Annotated in this window: 18 protein-coding genes; 5 read left to right on the top strand and 13 right to left on the bottom strand. The window is 39.7% G+C overall.

What is annotated here, in order from left to right; translation table 11 throughout:
* The first annotated feature begins 213 nt into the window (after positions 1–213).
* Entirely contained in the window at positions 214–4,923 is a 4,710-nt protein-coding gene (locus tag LBE40_RS07665; protein WP_004857961.1) for an NAD-glutamate dehydrogenase, read from the top strand.
* Here the strand turns inward: LBE40_RS07665 and LBE40_RS07660 are convergent.
* The 4 genes from LBE40_RS07660 to LBE40_RS07645 all read right to left on the bottom strand — a co-directional run bounded on the left by LBE40_RS07660 (position 4,920) and on the right by LBE40_RS07645 (position 9,707).
* Entirely contained in the window at positions 4,920–5,906 is a 987-nt protein-coding gene (locus LBE40_RS07660; RefSeq protein WP_004857963.1) for a DUF2125 domain-containing protein, read from the bottom strand. The genes LBE40_RS07665 and LBE40_RS07660 overlap by 4 nt on opposite strands.
* Positions 5,907–6,116: 210 nt before the next feature.
* Entirely contained in the window at positions 6,117–6,863 is a 747-nt protein-coding gene (locus LBE40_RS07655; RefSeq protein ID WP_004857965.1) for a glutamine amidotransferase, read from the bottom strand.
* Positions 6,864–6,957: 94 nt separating this feature from the next.
* Entirely contained in the window at positions 6,958–8,520 is a 1,563-nt protein-coding gene (locus LBE40_RS07650; protein WP_004857966.1) for a heme biosynthesis protein HemY, read from the bottom strand.
* Between the two features lie 11 nt (positions 8,521–8,531).
* Positions 8,532–9,707, bottom strand: a complete 1,176-nt coding sequence (locus tag LBE40_RS07645) for a COG4223 family protein (RefSeq protein ID WP_004857967.1) — start codon at positions 9,705–9,707, stop codon at positions 8,532–8,534.
* Between the two features lie 395 nt (positions 9,708–10,102).
* Between LBE40_RS07645 and tsaD the strand changes: the two genes are divergently transcribed.
* The 3 genes from tsaD to LBE40_RS07630 all read left to right on the top strand — a co-directional run bounded on the left by tsaD (position 10,103) and on the right by LBE40_RS07630 (position 13,058).
* Positions 10,103–11,197 carry a tRNA (adenosine(37)-N6)-threonylcarbamoyltransferase complex transferase subunit TsaD gene (tsaD, locus tag LBE40_RS07640; protein WP_004857968.1) on the top strand — a complete coding sequence of 365 codons (1,095 nt, stop codon included), beginning with the start codon at positions 10,103–10,105 and terminating at the stop codon, positions 11,195–11,197.
* Between the two features lie 482 nt (positions 11,198–11,679).
* Positions 11,680–12,141, top strand: coding sequence for an EVE domain-containing protein (locus LBE40_RS07635; RefSeq protein ID WP_004857972.1), 462 nt, complete (start codon positions 11,680–11,682; stop codon positions 12,139–12,141).
* A 233-nt stretch (positions 12,142–12,374) separates the two neighbouring features.
* Positions 12,375–13,058, top strand: a complete 684-nt coding sequence (locus LBE40_RS07630; RefSeq protein WP_004857974.1) for a response regulator transcription factor — start codon at positions 12,375–12,377, stop codon at positions 13,056–13,058.
* 105 nt (positions 13,059–13,163) lie between these two features.
* Here LBE40_RS07630 and LBE40_RS07625 read toward each other — a convergent pair whose 3' ends face one another.
* The 5 genes from LBE40_RS07625 to argH form a co-directional block, all read right to left on the bottom strand.
* On the bottom strand, positions 13,164–13,958 hold the full coding sequence (locus tag LBE40_RS07625) for a class I SAM-dependent methyltransferase (protein ID WP_004857977.1): 795 nt from the start codon (positions 13,956–13,958) through the stop codon (positions 13,164–13,166).
* A gap of 224 nt (positions 13,959–14,182) precedes the next feature.
* Entirely contained in the window at positions 14,183–16,618 is a 2,436-nt protein-coding gene (locus LBE40_RS07620) for a TIGR02302 family protein (protein ID WP_004857979.1), read from the bottom strand.
* 125 nt (positions 16,619–16,743) lie between these two features.
* A complete protein-coding gene (lysA, locus tag LBE40_RS07615; protein WP_004857980.1) occupies positions 16,744–18,009 on the bottom strand; it encodes a diaminopimelate decarboxylase in 1,266 nt (421 codons plus the stop codon).
* A 9-nt stretch (positions 18,010–18,018) separates the two neighbouring features.
* Positions 18,019–18,198: an LPS translocon maturation chaperone LptM gene (gene lptM, locus LBE40_RS07610; RefSeq protein WP_004857983.1), complete on the bottom strand. Its 180-nt coding sequence runs from the start codon at positions 18,196–18,198 to the stop codon at positions 18,019–18,021.
* Between the two features lie 57 nt (positions 18,199–18,255).
* Positions 18,256–19,656 carry an argininosuccinate lyase gene (argH, locus tag LBE40_RS07605; RefSeq protein ID WP_004857985.1) on the bottom strand — a complete coding sequence of 467 codons (1,401 nt, stop codon included), beginning with the start codon at positions 19,654–19,656 and terminating at the stop codon, positions 18,256–18,258.
* Between the two features lie 33 nt (positions 19,657–19,689).
* Here argH and LBE40_RS07600 point away from each other — a divergent pair, with 33 nt between their 5' ends.
* Complete coding sequence (locus tag LBE40_RS07600) at positions 19,690–20,376, top strand: TlpA family protein disulfide reductase (protein ID WP_004857987.1); 687 nt, start codon at positions 19,690–19,692, stop codon at positions 20,374–20,376.
* Position 20,377: 1 nt separating this feature from the next.
* On the opposite strand, the gene LBE40_RS07595 is transcribed toward LBE40_RS07600, so the two are convergent.
* The 4 genes from LBE40_RS07595 to holA all read right to left on the bottom strand — a co-directional run bounded on the left by LBE40_RS07595 (position 20,378) and on the right by holA (position 24,545).
* Complete coding sequence (locus LBE40_RS07595; RefSeq protein ID WP_004857988.1) at positions 20,378–20,890, bottom strand: YaiI/YqxD family protein; 513 nt, start codon at positions 20,888–20,890, stop codon at positions 20,378–20,380.
* Positions 20,887–21,741: a YihY/virulence factor BrkB family protein gene (locus LBE40_RS07590; RefSeq protein ID WP_004857990.1), complete on the bottom strand. Its 855-nt coding sequence runs from the start codon at positions 21,739–21,741 to the stop codon at positions 20,887–20,889. The genes LBE40_RS07595 and LBE40_RS07590 overlap by 4 nt, the downstream gene beginning before the upstream one ends.
* Before the next feature lie 375 nt (positions 21,742–22,116).
* Positions 22,117–23,049 (bottom strand): prephenate/arogenate dehydrogenase family protein, encoded by a 933-nt coding sequence (locus tag LBE40_RS07585; protein WP_004857992.1) that lies wholly within the window; start codon positions 23,047–23,049, stop codon positions 22,117–22,119.
* Between the two features lie 455 nt (positions 23,050–23,504).
* Entirely contained in the window at positions 23,505–24,545 is a 1,041-nt protein-coding gene (gene holA / locus LBE40_RS07580) for a DNA polymerase III subunit delta (RefSeq protein WP_004857995.1), read from the bottom strand.
* Between the last annotated feature and the right edge of the window lie 3 nt (positions 24,546–24,548).

The raw sequence follows: 24,548 nt of genomic DNA, 5'->3' as shown, positions 1-24,548 counted from the left end.
TTAACACAAAAAAATACTAAAAATGTCCTGTCATCGATATAAAACATTTTCTTAAAACGCAAAATTATTACTATAAAATGGAAGAAATAATTTCATTATCTTCAACATAAATAACTATTCCCTACAAAAAGAAGATGCTACAGTGCGAAGAATAGTGTAACGGCCTATTCTTATGAAAAAGGAACCACTAAAAGCAAAAAAGGGAACAATATTGTGACAAAACAAAAAACATCTGAGATAAAAAACAATCAAGATAAAATAGAACAAATCCTTTTTGCTCATACCGATAAAGAAGATGTCGCCTGTTACGAGAACAAGGAACTCCAAAAAGCTGCGAGCATCGCCATTGACGCTTTTAATCTCCATAAGGCAGGAAAAAGTACCATCTGCTTTGAACAAAATTTGACCCGCAACAAAAAACCTATAACCGTTATCACACTTGTCAACGATAATAAACCCTTCTTGCTTGATTCGATTTTAAATGTCTTTAATCAGCACAAAAATCATATTTATTTGATTGCGCACCCCGTCCTTGATTGTGCCTCCGGACAACGCATCAGCCTTATGCAAATTCATATCGAGCCATTAAACGAACAGCAGATACAAAAGCTCCAAGATGAGATCGCCTTAGTTCTTGAACAAGTTAATGCAGCTGTGCAAGACTGGAAAGCTATGCTTAAAGAAGTCGAAAAGCATATCCATGCCTATCAAACAAATCTCCCAGCCCACTACAAACAAGAAGGCGAAAAAGCCATTGAATTTCTTAACTGGTTGATGGACCATAATTTCATCTTCCTTGGCATGCGCACTTATAACTTCACCAAAAACCAAGAACCTACAAAAGCCTTTACAGCCAGCGACATTGAATTGGGTATTCTCACCGATGCCTCTATTCGTATTATTGGCGATGCACGGGTGGAAGAACCTCCCCAAGAAATCCTCTCTTTTATGGAAAGCGATAACCTGCTTATTGTGACGAAAGCCAACAGCCGTTCAAAAATTCATCGTCCTGTTTGGCTCGATTATATTGGTCTTAAAATCTTTGATAAAGAAGGCAAGTTATGTGGAGAATTGCGCATTGTAGGGTTATTTACTTCCTCAGCTTATACGCGCTCTATCTCGCAAATCCCTTTCTTAAAGGAAAAAGCAAAAACCATTATTCAACGCCTTGGATACAATCGGGCTGACTATTCTGGAAAAGCACTCATCAGTGTTTTAGAAACATATCCAAGAGATGAAATGTTTCGCTCTGACGTTGATACATTGACAGAAAATGCCAAACTTATCCTGCAATTAGACGAACGCCCACGTCTACGAGTACTCGCCCATATTGATTCTTTTGGGCGCTTTGTTTCTATACTTGTCTATGTTCCTCGTGACCAATATAGCAGCAATATTCGCGAAAAAATTGGTGAATACTTTGTTGAGCTCTACAAAGGTGATTTTTTCGAATCCTATCCTCTCTTCTTAGAAAGCACTCTCATCCGCGTTCATTATATCATCCATCGCAAAGGGAGCGAAAGCGCCCCTGTCGTTGAGCGCACAGTGCTTGAACAAAATGTTCGTTCCATAGCACGCAGCTGGGAAGACAGTGTTCAAACCATAGCTCTTACCCGCAAAGCAACAGACCAACAAATGCGTTTAGCTAGCCAATTTCCCAATAGCTATCGTGATTTATTCTCAGCTGAAGATGCAATTGAAGATGCCGGAAATATTTTAAGTCTTCATGATAAAAAACCGCTTTTCGTTACTTTTTATCATACACACAACAAAGAAAAACAAAGCATTTCTCTTCGACTTTTTCACCGCCATGAAGCACTAGCCCTTTCCAAGCGCGTACCGCTCCTTGAAAATATGGGGTTTCGGGTCATAGCTGAACAAACACTTGAATTACCAGATGGCAATGGACACTCTGTGTATCTTCATGATATGCAACTAGAAAGCGCCTTCCAACTTTGTATCGATTTCGACAAAAACGGTCAAAAGCACGCCGAAACATTTGAAGCTATTTGGTCCCACAATGCTGATAATGATGCTTTTAATGCTTTAACCCAAACAGCTCAACTTGATTGGCATGAAATTGTCATTTTGCGCCATTATGGACGCTATCTCCAACAAGCTGGAATCCCTTATTCACAAGACCGCGTTGCTCAAACCTTAAACGCCTATCCAGACATTACCCAAGATCTTTATGCTCTGTTTTATTTGAAATTTCATCAAAGTCATACAGAAAAAGAACGAGAAAAAAACCAACAGGACATTCAACAACGCATTGAAGAAAAGTTGCAAAAAGTATCAGGTTTAGATGATGATCTCATCTTACGTCGTTATCGTAATCTTATCGATGCGAGTTTACGCACAAATGCCTATACTCCTCTAGAAAATGGTAACCCACGGCGTATTTTAGCAACCAAGTTGGATCCACGCCAAATTGAAGGCTTACCTGAACCGCGTCCTTATCGAGAAATTTTTGTTTATGGACCAGAAGTTGAAGGGGTGCATTTGCGCTTTGGTCCTATCGCACGTGGTGGAATTCGTTGGTCTGATCGTGCATTGGATTATCGCACTGAAGTGCTCAGCCTAGTCAAAGCTCAACAGGTTAAAAATGCAGTCATCGTTCCTGTTGGTGCAAAAGGTGGATTTTATCCTCATCGCCTTCCCCAAACCAATGACCGCGGCGTAATCATAGAAGCCGCACGTCAAGCTTATATTGACTTTATCACGGCTTTACTTTCCATCACCGATAATCTGGTTAACGGTAAAATAAAAACTCCTCACAACATCATCTGTCATGATGACCATGATCCTTATTTTGTTGTAGCTGCCGACAAAGGCACAGCAACCTTTTCTGATACAGCAAACAGCATCAGCCAAGCAAACCACTTTTGGCTCGATGATGCTTTTGCCTCTGGAGGTTCAGCAGGCTATGACCACAAAGCCATTGGGATTACAGCTAAAGGTGCATGGGAAGCAGTTAAAAGACATTTTCGAGAATCTTTTAATCACGATATTCAAACAACTCCCTTCACCTGTATCGGCGTTGGTGACATGTCTGGCGATGTTTTTGGCAATGGAATGCTCCTTTCCAAACAAACAAAACTTATTGCTGCCTTTGACCACCGCGATATCTTTATTGACCCAGATCCAAACATAGCTGAAAGCTATGCAGAACGTATGCGCCTCTTTCAACTTCCTCGCTCAAGCTGGCAAGATTACGACCATACAAAATTATCAAAGGGTGGTGGCATTTTTTCACGCACAGCAAAGACAATTACTCTCTCACCCGAAGCAGCACAAGCCATTGGCTTTGAACAACAAACGGGAACACCCTTTGAAATTATCTCTGCACTTCTCAAAGCACCTGTTGATCTTCTATGGTTTGGCGGCATTGGTACCTATATCCGTGCAACAACAGAAACTGATGCACAAGTAGGGGATCGTGCGAATGACGCACTCCGCATTACCGGTGAACAAGTTCGTGCAAAAGTTATTGGTGAGGGCGCTAATCTTGGCGTTACACAACGTGGTCGAATTGAATATGTCTTAAACGGTGGACGATGCAATACGGACGCCATTGATAACTCTGCAGGTGTTAACTGTTCAGATGTTGAAGTCAATATCAAAATTGTTCTCGCATCGGCGCTCCGTGCAAAAACACTTACAAAAGAAGCACGCAACGAACTCTTGAAAAAAATGACTCCGCAAGTTGAACAATTAGTCCTACGCAACAATTATTTGCAACCTCTTGCTCTTTCTTTGGCTGAAAGCCAAAGTATTGCTGACTTGCCTTATCAGATACGCTTTATGCATGATTTGGAACAAAAAAAGCTTCTAGATCGTAGAGTTGAAATTCTCCCTGATGAGCAAATTTTGCGGCAACGAATAACACAAGGTCAAGGCCTTATACGTCCAGAACTCGCCGTTATTTTGGCATATGCCAAATTAACTCTAAAAGAAGAAATCGTCCACAGCCCCATTATTGATGATTGTTATTTTGATGCAATCTTGTTGAACTATTTCCCAACTCAAATTCAAACAAGCTTTGAGAAAGAAATCATTAATCATCAGTTGCGTCGTAATATTATTGCAACACTGATTGCAAACGATATTGTGAATCGTGGAGGACCTACTTTTGTTAATCAACTACAAGATGCAACAGAACAAAAGGTTGAAAATATTATCCGTGTTTTCATTGCAATCCGTGACGGTTTTGAAATACCCCAATTATCTAATCAAATTGATAAGCTTGATAATAAGATACCCGGTCTTGTCCAAAACAAATTCTACGCAACTATTACTTCGATGCTCTTTGAGACAACAAACTGGGGTTTGCGCAATACGGACCTTTCGACTCCATTAGAAGAACTTGTAAAAACAATGAAACAAGCTCGTAGCGTTATTGAAGAACAACTGACACACTCCAACGATAAAGATATTAATCAAAAAATTAAAGAAAAAACGCTCCATTATAGTGAAGAAGGAGCACCAAAATCTTTAGCAAAACAATTGGCTCTGTTAGAAGCTGCTCCAATAATTTGTGACATTTCTTTGATTGCAAAACAAAGCAACAGCGACCTTATTAAAACAGCAGAAATCTATTTTTCACTAGCTCAAATCATTCGTATAAACCGCATTAATGAAGCAAGTCGAACAATTCCTGTACTGGATTATTATGATAGTATGGCTTTAAGCCAAGCCAAAGAAAATATTGCCGAAAGCTTACGAAAAATTGTTACGAAAATCTTGAAAAATTATGGAGCAAAAGGAACTTCCTTTGCTGCTTGGAAAAAAACAAATGAAGAGCAAATTCATAATGTAACCAACCGCATTGGTACCCTCATTGAAAACGATCTCAACATTTCTCGTTTTACCTTTGCAGCAGGGATGATTGCTCAACTGCAAAAAACTACCTTTCAAACTTAAAGCGGTGCGAGACGGCCAAGCTTTAAAAAACCTAATTTTGCCCATCCATGACTAACCAACAAAGGGATAACAGGATAGCCATCTGCATTTTTAGGCATAGCACCCAAAACAAAAAATAAAGCTTGTAGATTATTAGCTTGCTCAGGAAACAAGCGCTGCATAGTGGTAAGAAGATCCATATGCTTCACAAAGACAAGTTCAAATTTTGCTGTCAAATATCCTTCATTATCAAAGGAAAAGGGTCCACTTATACCCAATACACCACCTGTATGGAAAACCAATTCACCACGCTTTAAAATGCCGCTTTTGCCATACAAATGCTGTTTCCAACTGTCTCCTCCCTTTTCAAACAGATGAGGCAGATCATTAAGCGCCCATGTTAAATTGCCATCAATTTTTGGAAAATCAACAAGGTAAGGTGCAAGAAACATGGAAGAATCCAAACTATCAAAGGTAACATGCCCTGATAAGCGATTCTTCTCGTGCTTAACATAAAGCCGTACGAATTCTGCCGTTATTTTTGGGGGCTCACGTTTTTGATCTAACGGATATACAACTGTGTCATCAGCATCTCTCAAAGAGACTTGATCTTCAACATTTTCTTGTGTTGTTTTTTTATCAGCCGTCTGCGATTCTAATTTACTTTGTAATTTTTGATCTTCACCAGATGTGGTAAGGATAGAAACTTCAAGCCCTTCAGCCATAAGCTTCAATGTTTTCCCCACCCTCCAATAAGGTTCAGTTTCAATCACCAGATTGTGCCAGTGTGACACTATAGGAGTTTTTCCAGCAAAAAGAATTGATGCGGGAGAATGAATATTAAATTCTACCCAATGAGGTGCATAAATTGGTGCACCAACCGTCAAACGCCCCGTTGATAAAGAAAACCCGCGCAAAGGCCAAGCAAACTGAAACTGATCACAAACAACACCAATACGTAACGGATAACCATTCTTGCTGAGATGCTCGCATACGACCGTCATATCTCGGGCAGATGCCTTTACAAATAAATCAGAAACGCGGTCTTCTATTTTACGTGAAAAAAAAACCAGAATGAGCTATAAATGAGTATCAGAATAAAGCAAAATATCCCACAAAGCAAATAGCTTAAAGAAAAGCTTTTCCGTATTGATTTCAATGGAGACAACATAGACAAAATAAAAACTTTCCTTATCTCACGATGATGTTAACTCTCACACACCTACGACGGGTGTACAAAAAATTTGTTGCAATGCATTTTCAAACCATTGGCTTAAAGCCTGATCGTAGATTAAACGACCTTTCAAATGTGCAGAAGCGGGTTGAGCACCTTTTTCGGTCAATTTATGCGCCGATCGAATCACCAAACGCCGCATCATAGCACGCGTGAATTCAGCATGAAATTGCAAGCCCCATGCATTGTTTCCATAACGAAAAGCTTGTGTAGGGTATGTGTGGCCTGTTGCTAAAAGCACTGCCTCTTTAGGTAAATCATAAATACCTTCATCATGAAAATGGTAGACCATTTCTGGCCAATTCATCAACGCCTTTCCTTGTGGAGTAGCTTCTAAAGGATACCAGCCAACTTCAACAGTTCCATCGCTTCTTGTACCAACACGCCCCCCTAGATTTTGTGCTAACATTTGTGCCCCAAGACAAATACCCAAAAAAGGCTTATTCTCTTTCAATGACAAAGAAATCCAATCAATTTCTTCACTAATATACGCTTCCGTGTCATTCACACTCATCGGTCCCCCCAAAATAACGACACCAGCATAGTGCTCCAATGTATCGGGGAGCTTTTGTCCTAAAATAGGACGATAAACATCAAGAACAAAACCGCTTTGTTGCAAAAATTTCCCCAAACGACCAGTATATGTAGATCGACGATGCATAACGACTGCAATTCTTGGTTTGCTCTTTCTTGGCTTTTTATCAAGACACCTTTGACTTAAAAACATTTTTTAACCACTCACTTTTACAACCAAGTAAAGTTTTATTTTTTAAGCACAAAAGAATAATTTTGGCGAACAATATTCACTATAATCCTCTTTTTTAAAATAAACGAAATTTCTTCTTTGGCAAAGGAACCGCCTCTTCTTCTGTTTTAATCCCAGGATCATCAACATTTAAGTGAGTTTGGCTGAAAGCTTTAACAGCTTGCTTTTTTGTAACTTGTTTCTCTACCTGCATATTATGCAAAAAAGAATCCTCTACAGGAGGTAATTCTTCAAGCATTTTAGTTTCAACACCAGAACTTTCTCCCACAATATCTTCTTTATTTTGTTTTTTTGGCACAATATCGGCAGCCTCTAATGTGAGAGGAGGCATGCGGGAAGGCGCTTTCCATTCAAAGCAACCTAGACGTCCACTTATTGGAGAAACCGGCAACCAAGAAGAAAAAATGGTCTCATCACAAATCCACACCGGATCGCGTTCAGCACGAAGTGCCAAAGAAAGCCATTGACGCACTGCCCCCTGATTATTTCCCTGTGCCTCTTCAATATCCGCCAACAACAAATAAACACTTTCTCGCGGATAATATTGCAGTGCTTTTTGAGCTTGCTCCCTTGCGAGTACCATTTCACCAGAATCCAAAGCAGCTTTGGCAATCAGGAAAGCCGATTCAAATGTATCTTTATTATAAGAAGCAAGTGTCTTAGCCTTTTTCAATCGCCCAATAGCCCCTTCTTCTCTTTTAAGATAAAGCGCCCCTAAATCAGGATGAGGTTCTTTCTGCCAAGCTGTAATAATCATCTTATCCGCTTTACGCGTTTCATTTAATTTATAAAGAATATCAGCGGCAATGACTGTTATTGGAACGAAATCAGGTGCCAATTTATGTGCTTTTAAAATAGCACTACGTGCTTCAGCAGGGTGAGTCTCAAACAGATGAAGAGCCTGCCCACTTAACAGCAAGGCCTGTGTATGTTGACGCTCTGGAGTTGAGCGGACAGAGCGCGGTAAAGCTTTTTGTGCCCGCTCAAAGATACCGAGTGCTTTGTCCCATTGCCCACTCACACTGAGCTGATCAAGTACTGCTTGATGAGCCCATAAAAGTGCTGGCGATAAAGCCAACGCTTCTTCTGCATATTGCTGTGCTGCTTCATAAGCTTTGCTCTTCATAGCTTCACGAAACAAACCGTATAGCCCTGCCAATTTTGTCGGCGCTTCTTTTCTCATCTCCTCATAAAGACCAATAGCGCGCAGAGAATTATTTTGCAAAGATAAGGTTTGAGCTTGTAAAAGCTTTACCAACGGCTCATGTTTGCCTGCAAGATATTTTATAACTTGAGCTTCCATTTCTTGTGCCAAAATACCATCTCCAGCAAAAACTGCAAGAAGCCCCTGTGAAAGAGCTTCATAACCACGCTTTTGGTGACGTTTATAAAAGTAATTGGAGAGAGCACGAGGTAGAGAAAAAAATACAGATAAAAGCCACCATAAAAACGCCAGAATTCCGAACAGTAAAATGAGCGCACTTAAAGCTGTTAGCAATGAAAAAGAAAACCGAAAGTGCAAAAATGTTATAACAAAAATACTATTGTGATTAGCTACCCACCCAAAAGCAAGACCGAGCACACATACAACAAAACTATAAATAAAAACACGTATCATCTTGAGCCTATTTACATCTTTGTTGCCTTAAAAGATCCTTGTTGCACGGACACCAGCAACTGTTGAAGGAAATGATGAACAGCAATATGCGTTTCAAGCTGATGAACAAAATCCACCGAAACATCTTTTGCATTTTGGGGCAAAATTTGCCATTCACTCAAAGCCTTTTCATAATCACCCGCTTGAATAGCAACTTCCATCCGTGCCGCAATTGCCCCCAATGTCATACCTTCAACATTGCCAATCGGCCGCGAAACAATGAGACCTTTTACCCATGCCAAAATCCGCCCAAAAAAACCAACATCTGACGCAACATTATTTTGCGTACCAACAATTGCGTCCGCAACACGAGCAAAATCAGCTGAAAGTTGCGCTGAACTTGGAAGACCGACCATGGCTCTCTTTTGCAACAGATCAAGTCCATCAATTGAAGGTGATAATTGCTGTAACAGTTTTAATTCATTACTATAAGATCCACCACGCTCTACAGCGTTTTTTAGAGAACTGATTGCAATAAAGAGTGCCGTATTTATTTTCTGCTCATCATTTTTTGCAGCCATTTCTTCCTGCATAATCTTTAATTGTTGCTTTAACACAGCAAGATCATTTGCATTGCTTTGTCCAGCGGACAAAGCTGTTTCTATCTCTTTTGAGACACCTGCTAAAGTTTGCGCAGATTCTTCAAGACCTCTCACTTTTTCCTCTAAAACCACAAAAGCTTTTCTATTTTCTTCTTGCGATGCTTCATCATTTCGCGTTGTTTCAACCTGTCGTGATGAAAAAGAGGAAAACTCTGTTTTCAACGCATCAATTTCTTGAAACACTTGCCCCAATTGCTCTCTTATTTCTTCTCCTTGACTTTTTGCAGTTTCGGCAATCTGTAAAGCTTTTTCCTCACCCATATGATTTTCAGCTAAAGAAGAAGGAAGCAAGCCCGCCAATTGAAACACTATAAAAAGACCTAAAAAAACGAGACCACCCAAAATTCCTGAAATAAGCGAGAACAGCCAAGTTAAACCAGACACGTGTTTACTCTGCATAGTTTGTTTCTCTATTGTACTCGTTTCCACAGAGTTTTGTATGATTTTCTCTGAATCAGAGTTCACAACTTCATGTTCAATCACAGGCTTTTTACGGCGATCACCAGCATAATGTGGTTTAACTTTTGGTTTCGAAGAGTCTACCATCTTTGTCACTTTTTGTGCATAATTTCTTTTAACGATAAAATAATAGAATGAAAAAAGTTTTAAAAATTAAGATTTTCTCAAATATCATAACTTATTTTACACTCTTTTTACAAAGAGTATAACTTCCCCGAAATTTCCAACTCTGCACTTTTATCAGGAACAGTTATAATTGTATACTTAAATAAATAGACTTTTGAAAACACATCAGCATTCTATACTGAAAGATACAACTTCATTTTTAACCAAAGCCGTTATATTTAGAGAAAGTGCTAAAACACATTTTTTCATAGAGAAACAAACTCCAAAAGAAGTTCCCCCAAGAGAAAGTCTTTGCATCTTTGCCTGTCCGTGGTACGCACACAGGAAAGAATCTTCAACATAAGGTTTTATTTGAAATGCGCCTGTTGGGAATAGAAACAAGTTGCGATGAAACAGCAGCAGCTGTCGTAGAGTACAACAATGAAGGAAGCAGCAAAATTCTTTCCAATATTGTTTGGAGCCAAATTGATCATCATGCACCCTACGGCGGTGTTGTTCCTGAAATTGCTGCCCGTGCCCATGTTGAAATTCTCGATAGTTTAATTCTGAAAGCACTAACAGAAGCGAATACAAAATTAAAAGAGATTGATGCCATTGCAGCCACAAGTGGCCCTGGTTTGATAGGAGGGTTGTTGGTAGGCGTTATGAGTGCAAAAGCACTCTCTCTTGCCACTGGAAAACCTTTTATTGCCGTCAATCATCTGGAAGGGCATGCTTTAACAGCCGTGCTAACGCATAATGTCGCGTTTCCCTATTTATTGCTGTTGGTTTCAGGTGGTCATACACAAACAATTCTTGTTCACGGAATAGGCAACTACCAGCGTTTAGGAACCACTATTGATGACGCGTTGGGAGAAGCTTTTGATAAAACAGCAAAACTTTTAGGTCTTTCTTATCCAGGCGGTCCAGCACTTGAAAAAGCAGCTTTATTGGGTGATAAAAATCGGATCCCTCTTCCACGACCTTTAAAAGGTGAAAAACGGCTAGATTTCTCTTTTTCTGGTCTCAAAACCGCCGTTCGGCAAGCAGCAACAGCCATGGCTCCCCTTACAGAAAGTGATGTTGCCGACATTGCGGCAAGTTTTCAAGCAGCAGTTACCGATACAGTACATGAACGCGTTCATCTGGCTCTTCAACACTTTACCCATGAATATCCCCTCTCTCACTATCAAAACCGCCGTCCTCCTGCTTTAGTTGTCGCAGGCGGAGTTGCCGCCAACCAAACCATTCGATCCACGTTGCAAGAACTCGCACACCAACACGGTTTTGAATTTATAGCTCCCCCTCTTTCCTTGTGTACGGATAATGCTGCAATGATTGCTTTTGCTGGTGCACAAAAACTCGCACGAGGAGAAACAAGCCCTCTTGATATTGCCCCCCGCTCACGCTGGCCTTTAGACGAAAAAGCTGCCCCCTTAATCGGGATGGGACGCCGTGGAACAAAAGCATAAGAAAAATAGAGCGGTACACTTATATCATCCACGAAGAACAATATGGAACACCATTATTGAACATCTACCTGTTGCCATTATCCCCATTGCTATTATCACTGTGTATTTTAAGCTTTTGGAACCAATCTTCTTGCACCATTTTTTCAACTCAAAACGCCGTATTAACGAGCTTTTCCAGACCAAAGTTAAAAAACGCCTAAACTTCTCATATTTAACGCTTTACTTTAAGCCTATTTTTCAACTACACGCATATCTTTTCTACCGGAAATGAGCGAGAGAAGATAAGACATCTCCATAAACCATATAAAATATATAGCTCATTTTTCTACCACACCTCAATTATTTCCAACAAAGAAGAATCAAATCGATAATATGCACTCTTTACTCCATTTTAAAAATCATACTTGATGGTGTTATATAGATGCTTATAAAAAACACACATGACTTATGAAATACAAGACAGTCTATGAAAAGGAGAGCGCATGGCTTATTGGCTTTTTAAATCTGAACCCCATAAATGGTCATGGGACATGCAAAAGCAAAAAGGTGCTGATGGCGAACAATGGGATGGTATACGCAATTATCAAGCCCGTAACAATATGCGTGCCATGAAATATGGTGATAAAGGTTTTTTTTATCATTCAAATACAGGACTAGAAATCGTAGGCATTGTAGAAGTCTGTGCTGAAGCTCATCCTGATTCTACCACCTCTGATCCACGCTGGGAATGTGTGGATATCCGTGCACTCTGTGATATGCCAACACCTGTTTCATTAAAACAGATTAAAGCAAATCCAAAACTGGAAAATATGGTGCTAGTCAATGCCAGTCGCTTATCAGTACAACCCGTGACAGAAGATGAATGGAGAGAAGTCTGTTTGATGGGCAACCTTAAAGAAACATCTCTCGTTACTTCCAAACCCATTGTACAACAAAGCCCATGAAGAGTATAACGCATAATCCATTGGGCAACACTATTTTTACTTATGCAAGGATTAAGCCGACGCCTTTATTCTCTTTACAAACTCAAAGTGTTACGACTACTCTTACATTGAGGTAGTTCATGAGAGCCATATTTTCTCCTTTCTTAAACGGTTTTATCTACACGTCAACTCCACTTGTGACATACAAGCGAATGATTTTTATTGCATCATGAATAGATCTTATAAGGAAAAAAATGAACCGCTATACCCTTTTAATCGTTGAAGAAAATGATGATCTACGCCCTATTTTGGTAGAACAATTGCAAATGCATAAGGAATTTGAAGTATTCCAAGCAAAAACGGCTGAAGCAGGAATAACAATAACCCAAGCGAAAAATGTTGATCTCGCTATTTTTGGTATTGAACTGTCTGATCTTGATGGCTGTAAAGCCATTAAGAAATTACGCGCCGAAGGATTTCGCGCTCCCATTATCATGATCACAAATCATGATACAGACTGCGATACTATCTTAGATCTTGAAGCAGGCGCTAATGATTATGTGACAAAACCCTTTCGCTTTGCAGTGTTATTGGCACGAATCCGCGCCCAATTGCGTCAATATGAGCAAAATAACGATACAGTCTCTTACATCGGTCCCTATACTTTTAAACCAGGACAAAAACTTCTCATTGACCAACACAACAACAAAATACACCTCACAGAAAAAGAAACAGCGATTCTTAAATATCTCTATGACACCAATGACAAAACCGTAAGTCGTGAAACACTGTTAGAACAAGTTTGGGGTTACAATGAAAACATTGTCACTCATACCTTAGAAACCCATATTTATCGTTTACGACAAAAAATCGAAAAAGACCCCTCTAATGCACAGATTCTCATCACAGATCAAAATGGCTATCGCTTAAACCTTTAAAACTTATCGAACATTGACAGCTTCAAAAACGCTTTTGATGATAGCACCGGCTTGCACCTTGCATAAGTAAAAATAGTAGAACCCAATGAGTTTTGTGTTAACCCTTCACGGTTGCCGTCGTGAAATAGGCTTTGGAGCAAGGAGAGAAGAGTTTTCGTAAGCTTGTGGAGATAACGCAGGAATAAAAATACGCCGCGATTGACGACGCTGTACAAGCAAGCCTTGATAAATACGTTTCTGTGCCTGACATATTAAGAGGCCACCAAAATAAGGCAAAAGATAGCGTGCAAACGGCTCATAAAAAAATGAGAACAACCGCGAAACACAACCTGAAGAGGGCGTATAATGTACAATTTCTTGCACTGACTCAGAAATAAAATTTGTTTTTTCAAACAAACGAGCGATCTGTTGCCGACTATAAGGTTCACCGTAACCAAAAGGTGTACAAGCGTTGCGCGCCCAAAAACCAGGGCGATTAGGGACAATAACAATCAAGTTGCCATTGGGAGCTAAAACACGCCATATTTCATTCAGTGTTTCACATGAATTTTCTGTATATTCAAGTGCATGTACCAGTAAAATACAATCAACAGAAGCATCAGGAAGCGGCAAATCTTCTTCAAAAACGAGTGCTGTAGCAACTTTCTCAGCACAAGGCCAAGGTGAAGCACCCTGAGCAGCCGGCATAAAAGCGAAACATTGTTGTGCACGTGTACGCAACACAGAAAGATAAGGAAGCGCATACCCCAAACCCATAACCCGTTTATCAGTAAGATCGGGCCACCATAAATTTAATTGGTCACACAATGTCGCCTGAACACGCAGTCCAAGTGCCGAAGCATAAAAATCTCTCAGTGTAATTATATCCAATTCAATATACCGTGTAGGAAAAAACTTCAAACATCACAGGTTCTCATATATCCCACTTATATGGACTCCTGCCTTCTCTGCGCAATGACTAAAGCTGTAACATTTCATATTTTAAACCAAAATAACTCTACAGAGCATTTTTAGGACCACTTCATGACAAACACTTTTACCATGCTTTTTATCCTTGAACTTCACATCTTACAAAAGTTTCCAACGCATTCTTTTTGACATCAGTTAAAAGAAATACAAAGCGATTAATTAAAACGAAGCAACCTTTCAAGATAGTTTTTTTCTGCTTCCAGAATATGCTCTTTACCAAGCCGCTTGCGAATTTCTTCCAAAATTTGTCGCGCACGCATTTGATTACTTTCTTGTGGTATAATGGCACCTTCCTGCCCTTCTTGATCCGTTTTTGAAGAAAGTGAGCGTCCCAGCGGATCTTCAGGACTAGGAACAGCATTTTGATTTTCTCCGGCTTCTTTAAGCACTTCACGCATTTTTTCTAAAACATTTTGTGCACCTTGCCGCAAAGCTTCTAAAGCATCTGACTGATTTTGTATGGATATTTGATTATTTCCGTGTTCAAGAGCATTTTCTGCAGAATTCATTTTTTCTTCTGCCCTTTTGAAGGCACTATTTGGTCCAAACCCTTGAGCTAATAATTCTTTTTCTAACATTGATAATTCAGACTGCAACTCAGCTTGACGTTTTTTTAAAGATTCTCTTTGCTTTTCCGGTATACTTTCTCCACGCTGTTGTTCCATTTCTAATTGATGTGTTTCATTGAGAATTTCTTGCTGACGATGCATCAAATCTCCAAGCTGATCCATTTTTTCTTTCATTTGTGCAGATTTACTCTGACCCTTCTCCTCACTTTGAGTACCTTTTTGCACTTGCAAATGATCAAGAGTCTGTTCAACTTCAGCCAACAGCTGTTCAGCTGCTAAAGAAGAACCCATTTTGGCCATTTCTTCAATTAAATTGAGCTTTTTTTGTAATGAATCTTCAGAAAGATTAGGACGGCTAAAATTGCCATTGTTAGGACTGCTCTTGTCTTGTGCATTTTCAGCCAAAGCGTGAATATAATTATCCATAGCTTGGCGTAAATCTGCCATAAGGCGTTCAATTTCTGTAGCTGGAGCACCATAACGAAGTGCATCACGTAAAGCAGCTTGTGCTTGTTTTAAATTTTTCTGAACAGATTCGAACTGATTGCCTTCAATACCCAAAGCTATCTGCCATAAATAATCAACCACACTACGCAAATCATCCTCTGTTTCTGCCATAGAAAGCCTTGTCCATGCACTCTGTAGAACAAGAAAATGTGTGATATTTTTCAGCCCCTCTTCTGGACGCACAAGCAAAGCAGAAAGCATATCGAGTACACGCTCTTTTGCAGAAGCATCAAGAACCAGTAAACGACGCAATTCAATCACTGCGCGCGCAACAGGATTTGAAAAAACACGCTGTGGTAATGTCATAACAAAAGTTTTGCTACGGCCTTGTTGCCCCGCGCCATCTTCTGCCACAAGAGTTATTTTAACTTCTGAACCAGCCCACGGATGCGCTGATACATCTTGTACCGTCCTCATTTTACCCTTTCCACCACGTGGAAGAAGAAGCTTTATTTCAGGTGCGTTATAAAGAGAAGACGCACTTTTGTACTGATTAAAAAAAGGCTCTATTTCAACAAAAGCTTTTGTCACACTATAATCATCATCCAGCTCATACTGAAGTTCTAACGAACCAGTCAAAATCCGCCCTGGTTTTTCCAGCCAACGAATTGTTGGGGGCTGATCTTTAATCACCTGCAAATGCCACTGCTGTTGCTTGTGACGTGATGAAACAAACAAACCTATTGAATGTTTTAAATGTGTTTCAAAATGAACAATGGAATCATTCAAAGTCCCTTTTTCGTTTTTTTTTGAAAACAAAACTTCGCGCCCATCGTCTTCAGATTTTGCTTTTACTGTAATACCAGCACCATTGACAACACGTACAACGACGTCACTCCCTTCAGGAACTGCAAGCTGTTTTTTCTCATCTTTTGTTAAATAAATAGGTGCAACACCGGTATAAGCAGGCGGGGTAATCCAAGCATCAATCCGCATGGTTGTTTCATCAACAATAGGACGAAAATCAAACGCATCTGCCAAACGTCCCCCAAGCGAACCAAAAGAAAAACTAAAAGCACACACACAAAGGAGAATACATAAAGTCCTCAGAGCCAGAGGATCATGAACTACACTATTAGGATAGATAAAACCAGTTTTTAAATGGCATAATTGTTTCGCCATGCGGCGTTGATGTTCACGCCAAATAATTACACTAATATCTTCACTATTTTCGAAACACACATGATCGGTTTGAGCACTTAAAGGCTGATTTTTAAGGCTGTTTTCTTGTTCAAGACGCTGATTAATTTCCCTCGTTGTAGGAAACCGAAAATGAATAAGGAAAAATAAACTCCCCACAGCAAAAAAAAGTATAAGCCCAAGTAAGAGTAAATGTAGCCAATAACCTAGAATACCAAAAATACCAAACCAACTAAGCGAACAAAAGAGACTAAGAACTAAGAAAAACGGCAACAAACGTACCCATATCCGCTCGAATGAGAGGATAAACCACATTAAAATGCGCACATACAAAAGCTTTATTCTTGCAAAACTTTTGATGTTTTCATTTTTCATAGACAAACATTTGCCCCCTTTTACAATGGCGAATTGCGATCATAAAATCCATACAAGACTATTTCCAGAAAATAAATTGTTTCATCAAAGTTTAGTAAAAATAAGACCACAAATACCTAACAACGCTAGAGCCAATCTGGAATATGGTCACAGCCTATCAATTGCGCATAATCAAGACGCGGACGAATGACCGCGTAACGCGTATCCTGAACAAGAACTTCTGGCACCAAAAGCCGGCTATTATAGGTACTCGCCATCACCGCACCGTAAGCACCTGCTCCCGTAATCGCCAAAAGATCACCTGGTGCTAAGATCGGCACACAGCGATCTAATGCTAAATAATCGCCGGTTTCACAAACTGAACCAACAATATCTGCCTGAATAAGCGATGCATCACTTGATGTTTGTTTCACAAGCACTACATTCTGCCAAGCCTCATAAAGCGTTGGACGTATAAGATCATTCATCGCAGCATCAACAATAACAAAATTCCGCCCTTCTCCTCTTTTTAAATAGAGAACAGAAGTCACCAACACACCAGCTTCTCCCACAATGCTACGCCCCGGCTCCACGATAATATTGATCCCTAAAGGTGCAATATGCTTCTTTACAAGCACTGCATAATCAAAAAGAGAAGGTATGTTATATTGTTCATTACCGTATGCAATACCAAGCCCACCACCAATATCTATATGCGTTATCGCATAACCATCGCTCCACAATTGACGCACAAAATCTGCGATAATAAAAAATGCCTCCTCAAACGGTTTTAAATCACAAATCTGACTACCAATATGCATATCGACACCACAAACATGTAATCCAGGTAAAGAATCCGCTTTTTTATAGGCCTCTCTTGCTAACAACAGTGGAATACCGAATTTATTCTCAGATTTTCCCGTTGTAATTTTCTCATGAGTCTTTGCATCAACATCTGGATTAATGCGTAGTGAAACCCGTGCTGTTTTTGAAAGCGCAACAGCACGGGCTGACAATTGTTCAAGTTCCTGCTCTGACTCAACATTAAAACAGTAAATATCTTGAGAAAGAGCAAAATCTATCTCCCGCACTGTTTTACCAACTCCAGAATAAACAATACGATGCGCAGGAATCCCAACAGCAAGAGCACGCCGCAATTCACCTTCTGAAACAACATCAGCTCCCGATCCATTCAAGCTAAGAAGCCGCAAAACAGCTTGATTAGAATTGGCTTTAACCGCATAAGCAATCAAACTCGGTATCTCTTGAAATACCTTTTGATACTCTTGAAAACGTCCAACCAATGCACTAGCCGAATAACAATAAAAAGGTGTTCCCACATCCTGTGCAAGAGCAGAAAGCGAAAGCCCTTCAGCATGAAGCATGCCTTGATGATAGGTAAAAAAATGCATATTTCCCCCTTACTGTATCAAACGATCAAGCACAAAAGATTTATCTTCTTTACTTTTAAGTGAAGATGCTCCTCGCACAGGTTTTTCCGTAGTTGAATAAGGCATTTCTAATGGCCCTTTACGGCCGCACCCAACAATAAAAACACACCCCACAAGGACAATTGTTAAACTCTTTAAAATGATTTTCATACGCCCTTCTCTCTCCTATCAAGGCTTTTTCATTTTTTGGATTTACGATCCAACCATTCAGGCAGTTACAAGGCGTTTTTTCCAATAAGCAATTTGACAAAGTATTTCTGAAGGCGCCGTTCCACCAAAACTTTTACGACTTTCAACTGATTTTTCAACCGTTAAAAAATCAAAAAGCGCTGCATTAATATCTGGATATATCGCTTGAAGTTCAACCAATGGCAAATCATTCAAAGCACATTGTTTCTTTTCTGCCAATGCTACAGCACGCCCGGTAATATGATGTGCTTCACGAAAAGGAAGCCCTAATTCACGCACAAGCCAATCGGCAAAATCCGTTGCAGTTGCATAACCAGAATCAGCTGCTTGTTTCATAGCTTCTTTATTAACTTGCAAATCACCTATAATCCCTGTCATTGCTGCCAGCGCTAATTCTAGACTCAAAGCTCCATCAAACACATATTCTTTATCTTCCTGCATATCTTTTGAATAGGCAAGGGGCAAACCTTTCATCACCGTTAACAACCCAATCAGAGCTCCATTCAGTCGCCCAGTTTTTGCACGCACAAGTTCTGCAGCATCTGGATTTCTTTTTTGTGGCATAATGGATGAACCAGTTGAAAAAGCGTCTGATAAACGAATAAAATGAAATTGTTCACTTGACCAAAGGACAATTTCTTCCGCTAAACGCGAAAGATGCATTGCACAAAGAGCACCAACGCTTAAAAATTCCAACGCAAAATCACGATCAGAAACACTATCAATCGAATTGCGTGTTGGTTCTCGAAAACCTAACGCTTTTGCTGTCATAAAACGATCAATTGGAAAGCTAGTACCTGCCAAGGCTGCAGCCCCTAAGGGTGATTCATTCATTCGCTCAACTGCATCACGTATCCGCGATAAATCTCGACCAAACATTTCAACATAAGCCATCATATAATGACCAAATGTTACAGGCTGCGCCGATTGCAAATGCGTAAAGCCTGGCATAAATGTATCGATATGCTGTTCTGCTCGAACAAGCAATTTCTCTATCAATCTTTTTAAAGCTTGCGCTATCCTCTGTGACGCCTCACGTACCCACAAACGAAAATCAACAGCAACTTGATCATTGCGTGAACGCGCCGTATGCAAACGCCCTGCTACAGAACCAATCAACTCGCAAAGTCGCGCTTCAATATTCATATGAATATCTTCAAGTCTTCGTGAAAAAATAAACCGACCGTCCTCAATTTCTTGACGAATAAGCTTTAAACCATGAACAATTTTTTCATAATCTGATTGTGAAATAATCTCCGTTTGCACTAACATCGCGGCATGAGCAAGTGAACCTTCAATATCTTGCCGATAAAGTTTTTGATCAAAATCAATTGAAGCATTAATTTCTTCCATAATTGCAGCAGGTCCTGCTATAAAACGGCCACCCCACATTTGGTTCTTTAACTTCTCATCTGTCATACTCTGAAACCACCCATAAAAAGGATAAAAATTATGATTCCTAAAACGCAAAAAAAGAAGAATAAAAAGGGGTTCTTCATCGCATCATTTTTTGTTGTCGTGATCTTAGCTACTGTCAGTTTATACGCAATAAAAAGCCCTTATGACAAGATAGTGTCCTTTTTCACCGACTTTATTTCAGGAAAAAATACCGAAAAAATACAAGAAGAAAAAATAACGGCGATCAGAAAAGCAGCAAAAGGCTTTTTTACCCACATGCGATTTGTTGATACGCCCGCAGATATGAATCAACTTTCTTTCAAGGATATTCAAGGAAAAGACCACAAACTCGCTGAATTTACTGGAAAACCGCTGTTGATCAATCTATGGGCTATTTGGTGTGCTCCCTGCCGCACAGAAATGCCCGAACTGGCGCAATTAAAACGTGAGATGGGTGGAGAAAATTTCGATGTCATAGCTATTAATATAGACCAAACAGCTTCTTCTGAAAAAATTCAGCAATTTTTACAAGATATTCACGCTGATAATTTGCTTTATTATCGCGATGAAACAATGAATATTTTCAACAACATTAGAAAACAAGGACTCGCTTTAGGATTACCCGTCACACTTCTCATCAATAAAGAGGGGTATCTTATTGCTTCATTCAATGGTGCTGCTCCATGGGCCAATGACGATGCTAAAACACTTATAAAAGCTGTCATGAAAGAAGCTCAATAACTTAATAACCGCGCCTTTTTAAACGTTGTATAACGAGATCTAGTGCTGACAAGAAAGAAGAACGATCTTTAGGAGACAAAGGACGAGGCCCTCCTGTTATATGCCCTTGTCCTCGCAAATCTTCCATCAAATTACGCATCGCCAGAGCTTGACCGATTGAACTTGCATCAAAAACACGCCCCGATGGCGAAAGACAAACACCCCCACCCCGCACAACGCGTGCTGCTAAAGGGATATCACTAGTAACCACGATACTAGCCTCATGTACATGTTCTACAATCCAATCATCCGCGCAATCAAGTCCACCAGAAACGACCACTCTTTCAATGAGGGTTTCATCTGGAAGAGAGAAAAAACGATTTGCTACAATAAAGGTTTTTAGCTGATAACGATTCATAACACGATAAATTTCAGCTTTTACAGGACAAGCATCCGCATCAATCAACAAGGTGATGGCAGGTTTTACTCGTGTATTCGTTTCTTGGCTTTCACGCAATGATAGAGGTTCTTTCATTCATCTAAAGATCGTAAATGCTTGCGATAAAACATTATCGCTGCGTTTATTTCACCTCCCAAAATAAAAATTGCACTTAACATATAAAGAAAAATAATCGCAACCATAATAGATGCTAACCCCGCGTAGGTAGAAATATAATCAAACATTGTCAAATATTGCGCAAAAGCAATAGAAGCCATAAACCACACTGACATTGTCACCACGATTCCTGGTAAGATATCTATAAATTTCCGTCGCTCTGCTGGGAGCCATTTATGAACAATCAAAAGACTTACAAAGAGAACAACTGCTGCAATTATGTAACGCCATAGACGAATTATACCAATATATTCGATAATGAAAAAAGAATGATTTTGCATAATTTTGATCAGTAAAGGTGCCAAAACCAATAAAAAGCTGATCACAACAAGACCAACGGTGCCAAGAATTACAAAAAACAAACTTTGAAAACGACAAAACAACAAACTACGTCGATCAACAACACGATAAGCCTTATTTAAAGCTGTACGCAAAGCCTCTATCCCATTAGAGGCAAAATAGGCTGCCCCAATGACAGAAACTGTTAACACACCCCCTCGTTGAACAGTTAAAACATTGATAATTTCCTGAGATAAAGGCTCTGCAATGACATCTGGCAGCAACTGCACAAGCGCTTTTATTTTTTGCGGCGTATAAGTAAAAGCACCGATAAAACTAGCAAGAGATGTCCCAAAAATAACGAAAGGGAAAAATGCTAAAAGCCCCGACAGCGCGACATGACTGGCAAAAGCACTCCCATTCCCACGCCAATAATGACTTACTGCATCAACAAGGATACGATAGCTATACCAAAAGATACCTCTTAACAAATCTTAATACTTTCTGGTAACACTCTTCCCAATCTATTCAAGCTTTATAAAAATCATCAAAGCCTAAAAACAATCTTTGCCAATATAAAGGGCAATGATCAATATGGTCAAGCCTCACTTTGTATCAAAACCACAAAGAATGCTTCAAGAGCCAAAGACTATAAAAATCTATACATATCAACCGTTGATATTGTCAGAAAAGCAGATAAGGCATCTACAAAAACCTATCCAAAGCAATCTATGATATTACAAGATTTGACATACACCAAATGACTTTTTAAAACCCTAGTCATCTCTATCCGATCAATTGCTTACCTTCTCTTTATGGCAATCCACAACTTAAAAGAATATAGATTTCTAGAAAAAGCTTTGTTTTCATCCCCTCTCTTTAGAAAGATTATGACGTCCAAAATCAGGAGCATCAATTTCCTGACCCGCAGCAATAATATTACGGCGTACAGCACGCGTACGGGTAAAAAAGTTAAGCAATGTTTCACCATCTCCCAAATGAATTGCCCGTTCTAGAGAAGCAAGTCCTTCATTAAAACGGCTCAACATTTCTAAAATAGCATCCTTATTATGCAAACAAATATCTCGCCACATAACAGGATCAGAAGATGCCAAACGCGTAAAATCACGAAAACCCGAAGCAGAATAAGCAATCACTTCTGAATTCGTCACTTTTTCTAAATCACTCGCTGTCCCAACAGTATTATAAGCAATCAAATGCGGCAAATGCGAAACAATCGCCAAAACAAGATCATGATGTGTAGGAGTCATCTTCTCGACACGCGCACCACAAGCCTCCCAAAACGCTGTCAATTGCGCGACAGCTACAGCATCACTTTCAGCAAAAGGGGTCAAAATACACCAGCGATTCATAAATAAATCAGCAAAACCAGCATCTGGTCCTGAATATTCAGTTCCCGCAATCGGATGACCAGGAATAAAATGAACGGTTTTGGGTAATAAAGGCGCCATTTCCTCAATAACCAAAGCTTTTGTAGAGCCAACATCAGTCACAATCGCTCCCGACTTTAAATGATCACGAATGGTTTTTGCCACCTCCGCACTCGCTCCAACAGGAACAGAGACAATCACTAAATCTGCTCCTTCAACAGCTTCCGCATTATCGGTTGTATAAAAATCCCCAAGTTCCAATTCACGTGCCCTTTTCAAGGTTTCTTGCCGTCGCGTTGCAATAGAAATTTGAACCGCGATATTTTTCTTTTTAATCACTCTTGCCAAAGAAGAACCAATAAGACCGATCCCAATGAGTGCTATTTTTTCAAACTGAATATGGAGCATCTTTCACCTTTAAAAACTCTTTGAAAACGGTAACATAACTACGATTTGTCTCTCTGTTTGTTCAAGATTTATGTACCAAACATTTAAAAAACCACAACCGATAAAAGAATAAATAAAGTCAGGTGCAGCTCAATAATTACCCGCACAAACTACTAACAGATTATTTTTACCAGGAAAACGCACAACAAATAAATGATAGAAAACATAACATCAAGCCCTAAAACTTGACAATCCATTGCTTACAAACATGCATTACTAAACAGATAACAATTCTTCGTATAGTGAGATTACATTGTGCCAAACCCTCTGGTAGCAACAATCAATATAACTTTTTCAAATATTGAAAATTCAGCTAAACAAATTGTGCAAAAAGATACCGTAATTCTAAAAGCATTTTCTCTTCCGCCAACGCCATAAATCAAGTCAATAAGCCACCAAAAACACAACTGAATATTTTAACCAGCCATTTGGCGCCGCGCAACAATTGTAAGCCCTAGCAAAACTTGACGAATGATAGCTTCACCCAAAAGCGGATTCTTACGACTATCTAAAACAGCGCTTTGAATTCTTTCCATTGCGTAAGAAATATGTTCCAGTTTCCAATATCTTAAAGCCTGTTCAACTATTTTTTTCCGTTGAAAAAAAATCGGTGGTCGCGCTTGAGAAATCACTGTAAAGGGTGCTTTCCCTTCAACCTCGACTTGATAACGCAAAAGCTGTAATTGCTGAAAATGCCTCTGTGCCGTACTCAAAATAAAAAAAAGCGCACCATGCAGTGCTGCATGTCTACTAAAATGAGCTTCAAAACCTGTTATATCACCCAATAAAAGAGCATCAATCACTTCATCTAGAGAAAGAGCACTCACATCGCTCACAACAGCCTTCACATCTTCAAGAGTAATATGGACATTTGAAGCATAAAGACAAAGCTTCTCCAATTCACTCCGTGATACGAGACGATCCCCTCCCAAACTTTCGTGCAACCACTTGCGCGCATCCAAAGAAAGGGTCTTCTTAAAATGACCTAAAACCTCATCAATCAAGCCATCAAGAGAACGAGCATCATCGGCAAAACAGGGAAGGGCCATCGCTTTTGATGCCGTTTCAACAACATTGCGTAAGCCTGTTCCTTTTTTTAAATCCCCCGCTTCAATGAGAATAAAACATGCCTTCGGTGGTTCCTCAATTAAAAACTTCAAGGCTTTAAGAAAGCCTTTTTGGTTAGCACTGTTAGATACCCATATCAAACGATCTCCGCCAAAAAGCGATAAAGTACGCGCTTCATTTCCCAAACGAGCAGGATCTTTATCAATCTCAGCAGCATCCAAACGAATCATTGAAAATGGATCTTCTATGGCCACCCGTGTAAGCTTCGCAAAACGCTGTGCACGTTCACAAACCAGACCACGATCTGGTCCATAAATGAGAACGATAGGGAAAGAACGTGAAAGACGCGTTAGAAAAGAGTCAACTTCATGCGCTTTTTTCTCAGCCAAAAT

The organism is Bartonella taylorii, assembly GCF_023920105.1.
Taxonomy (GTDB): Bacteria; Pseudomonadota; Alphaproteobacteria; order Rhizobiales; family Rhizobiaceae; genus Bartonella; species Bartonella taylorii.
The sequence above is the reverse complement of the archived record's forward strand: the minus strand, read 5'-3'. Positions and strand labels throughout refer to the sequence as shown.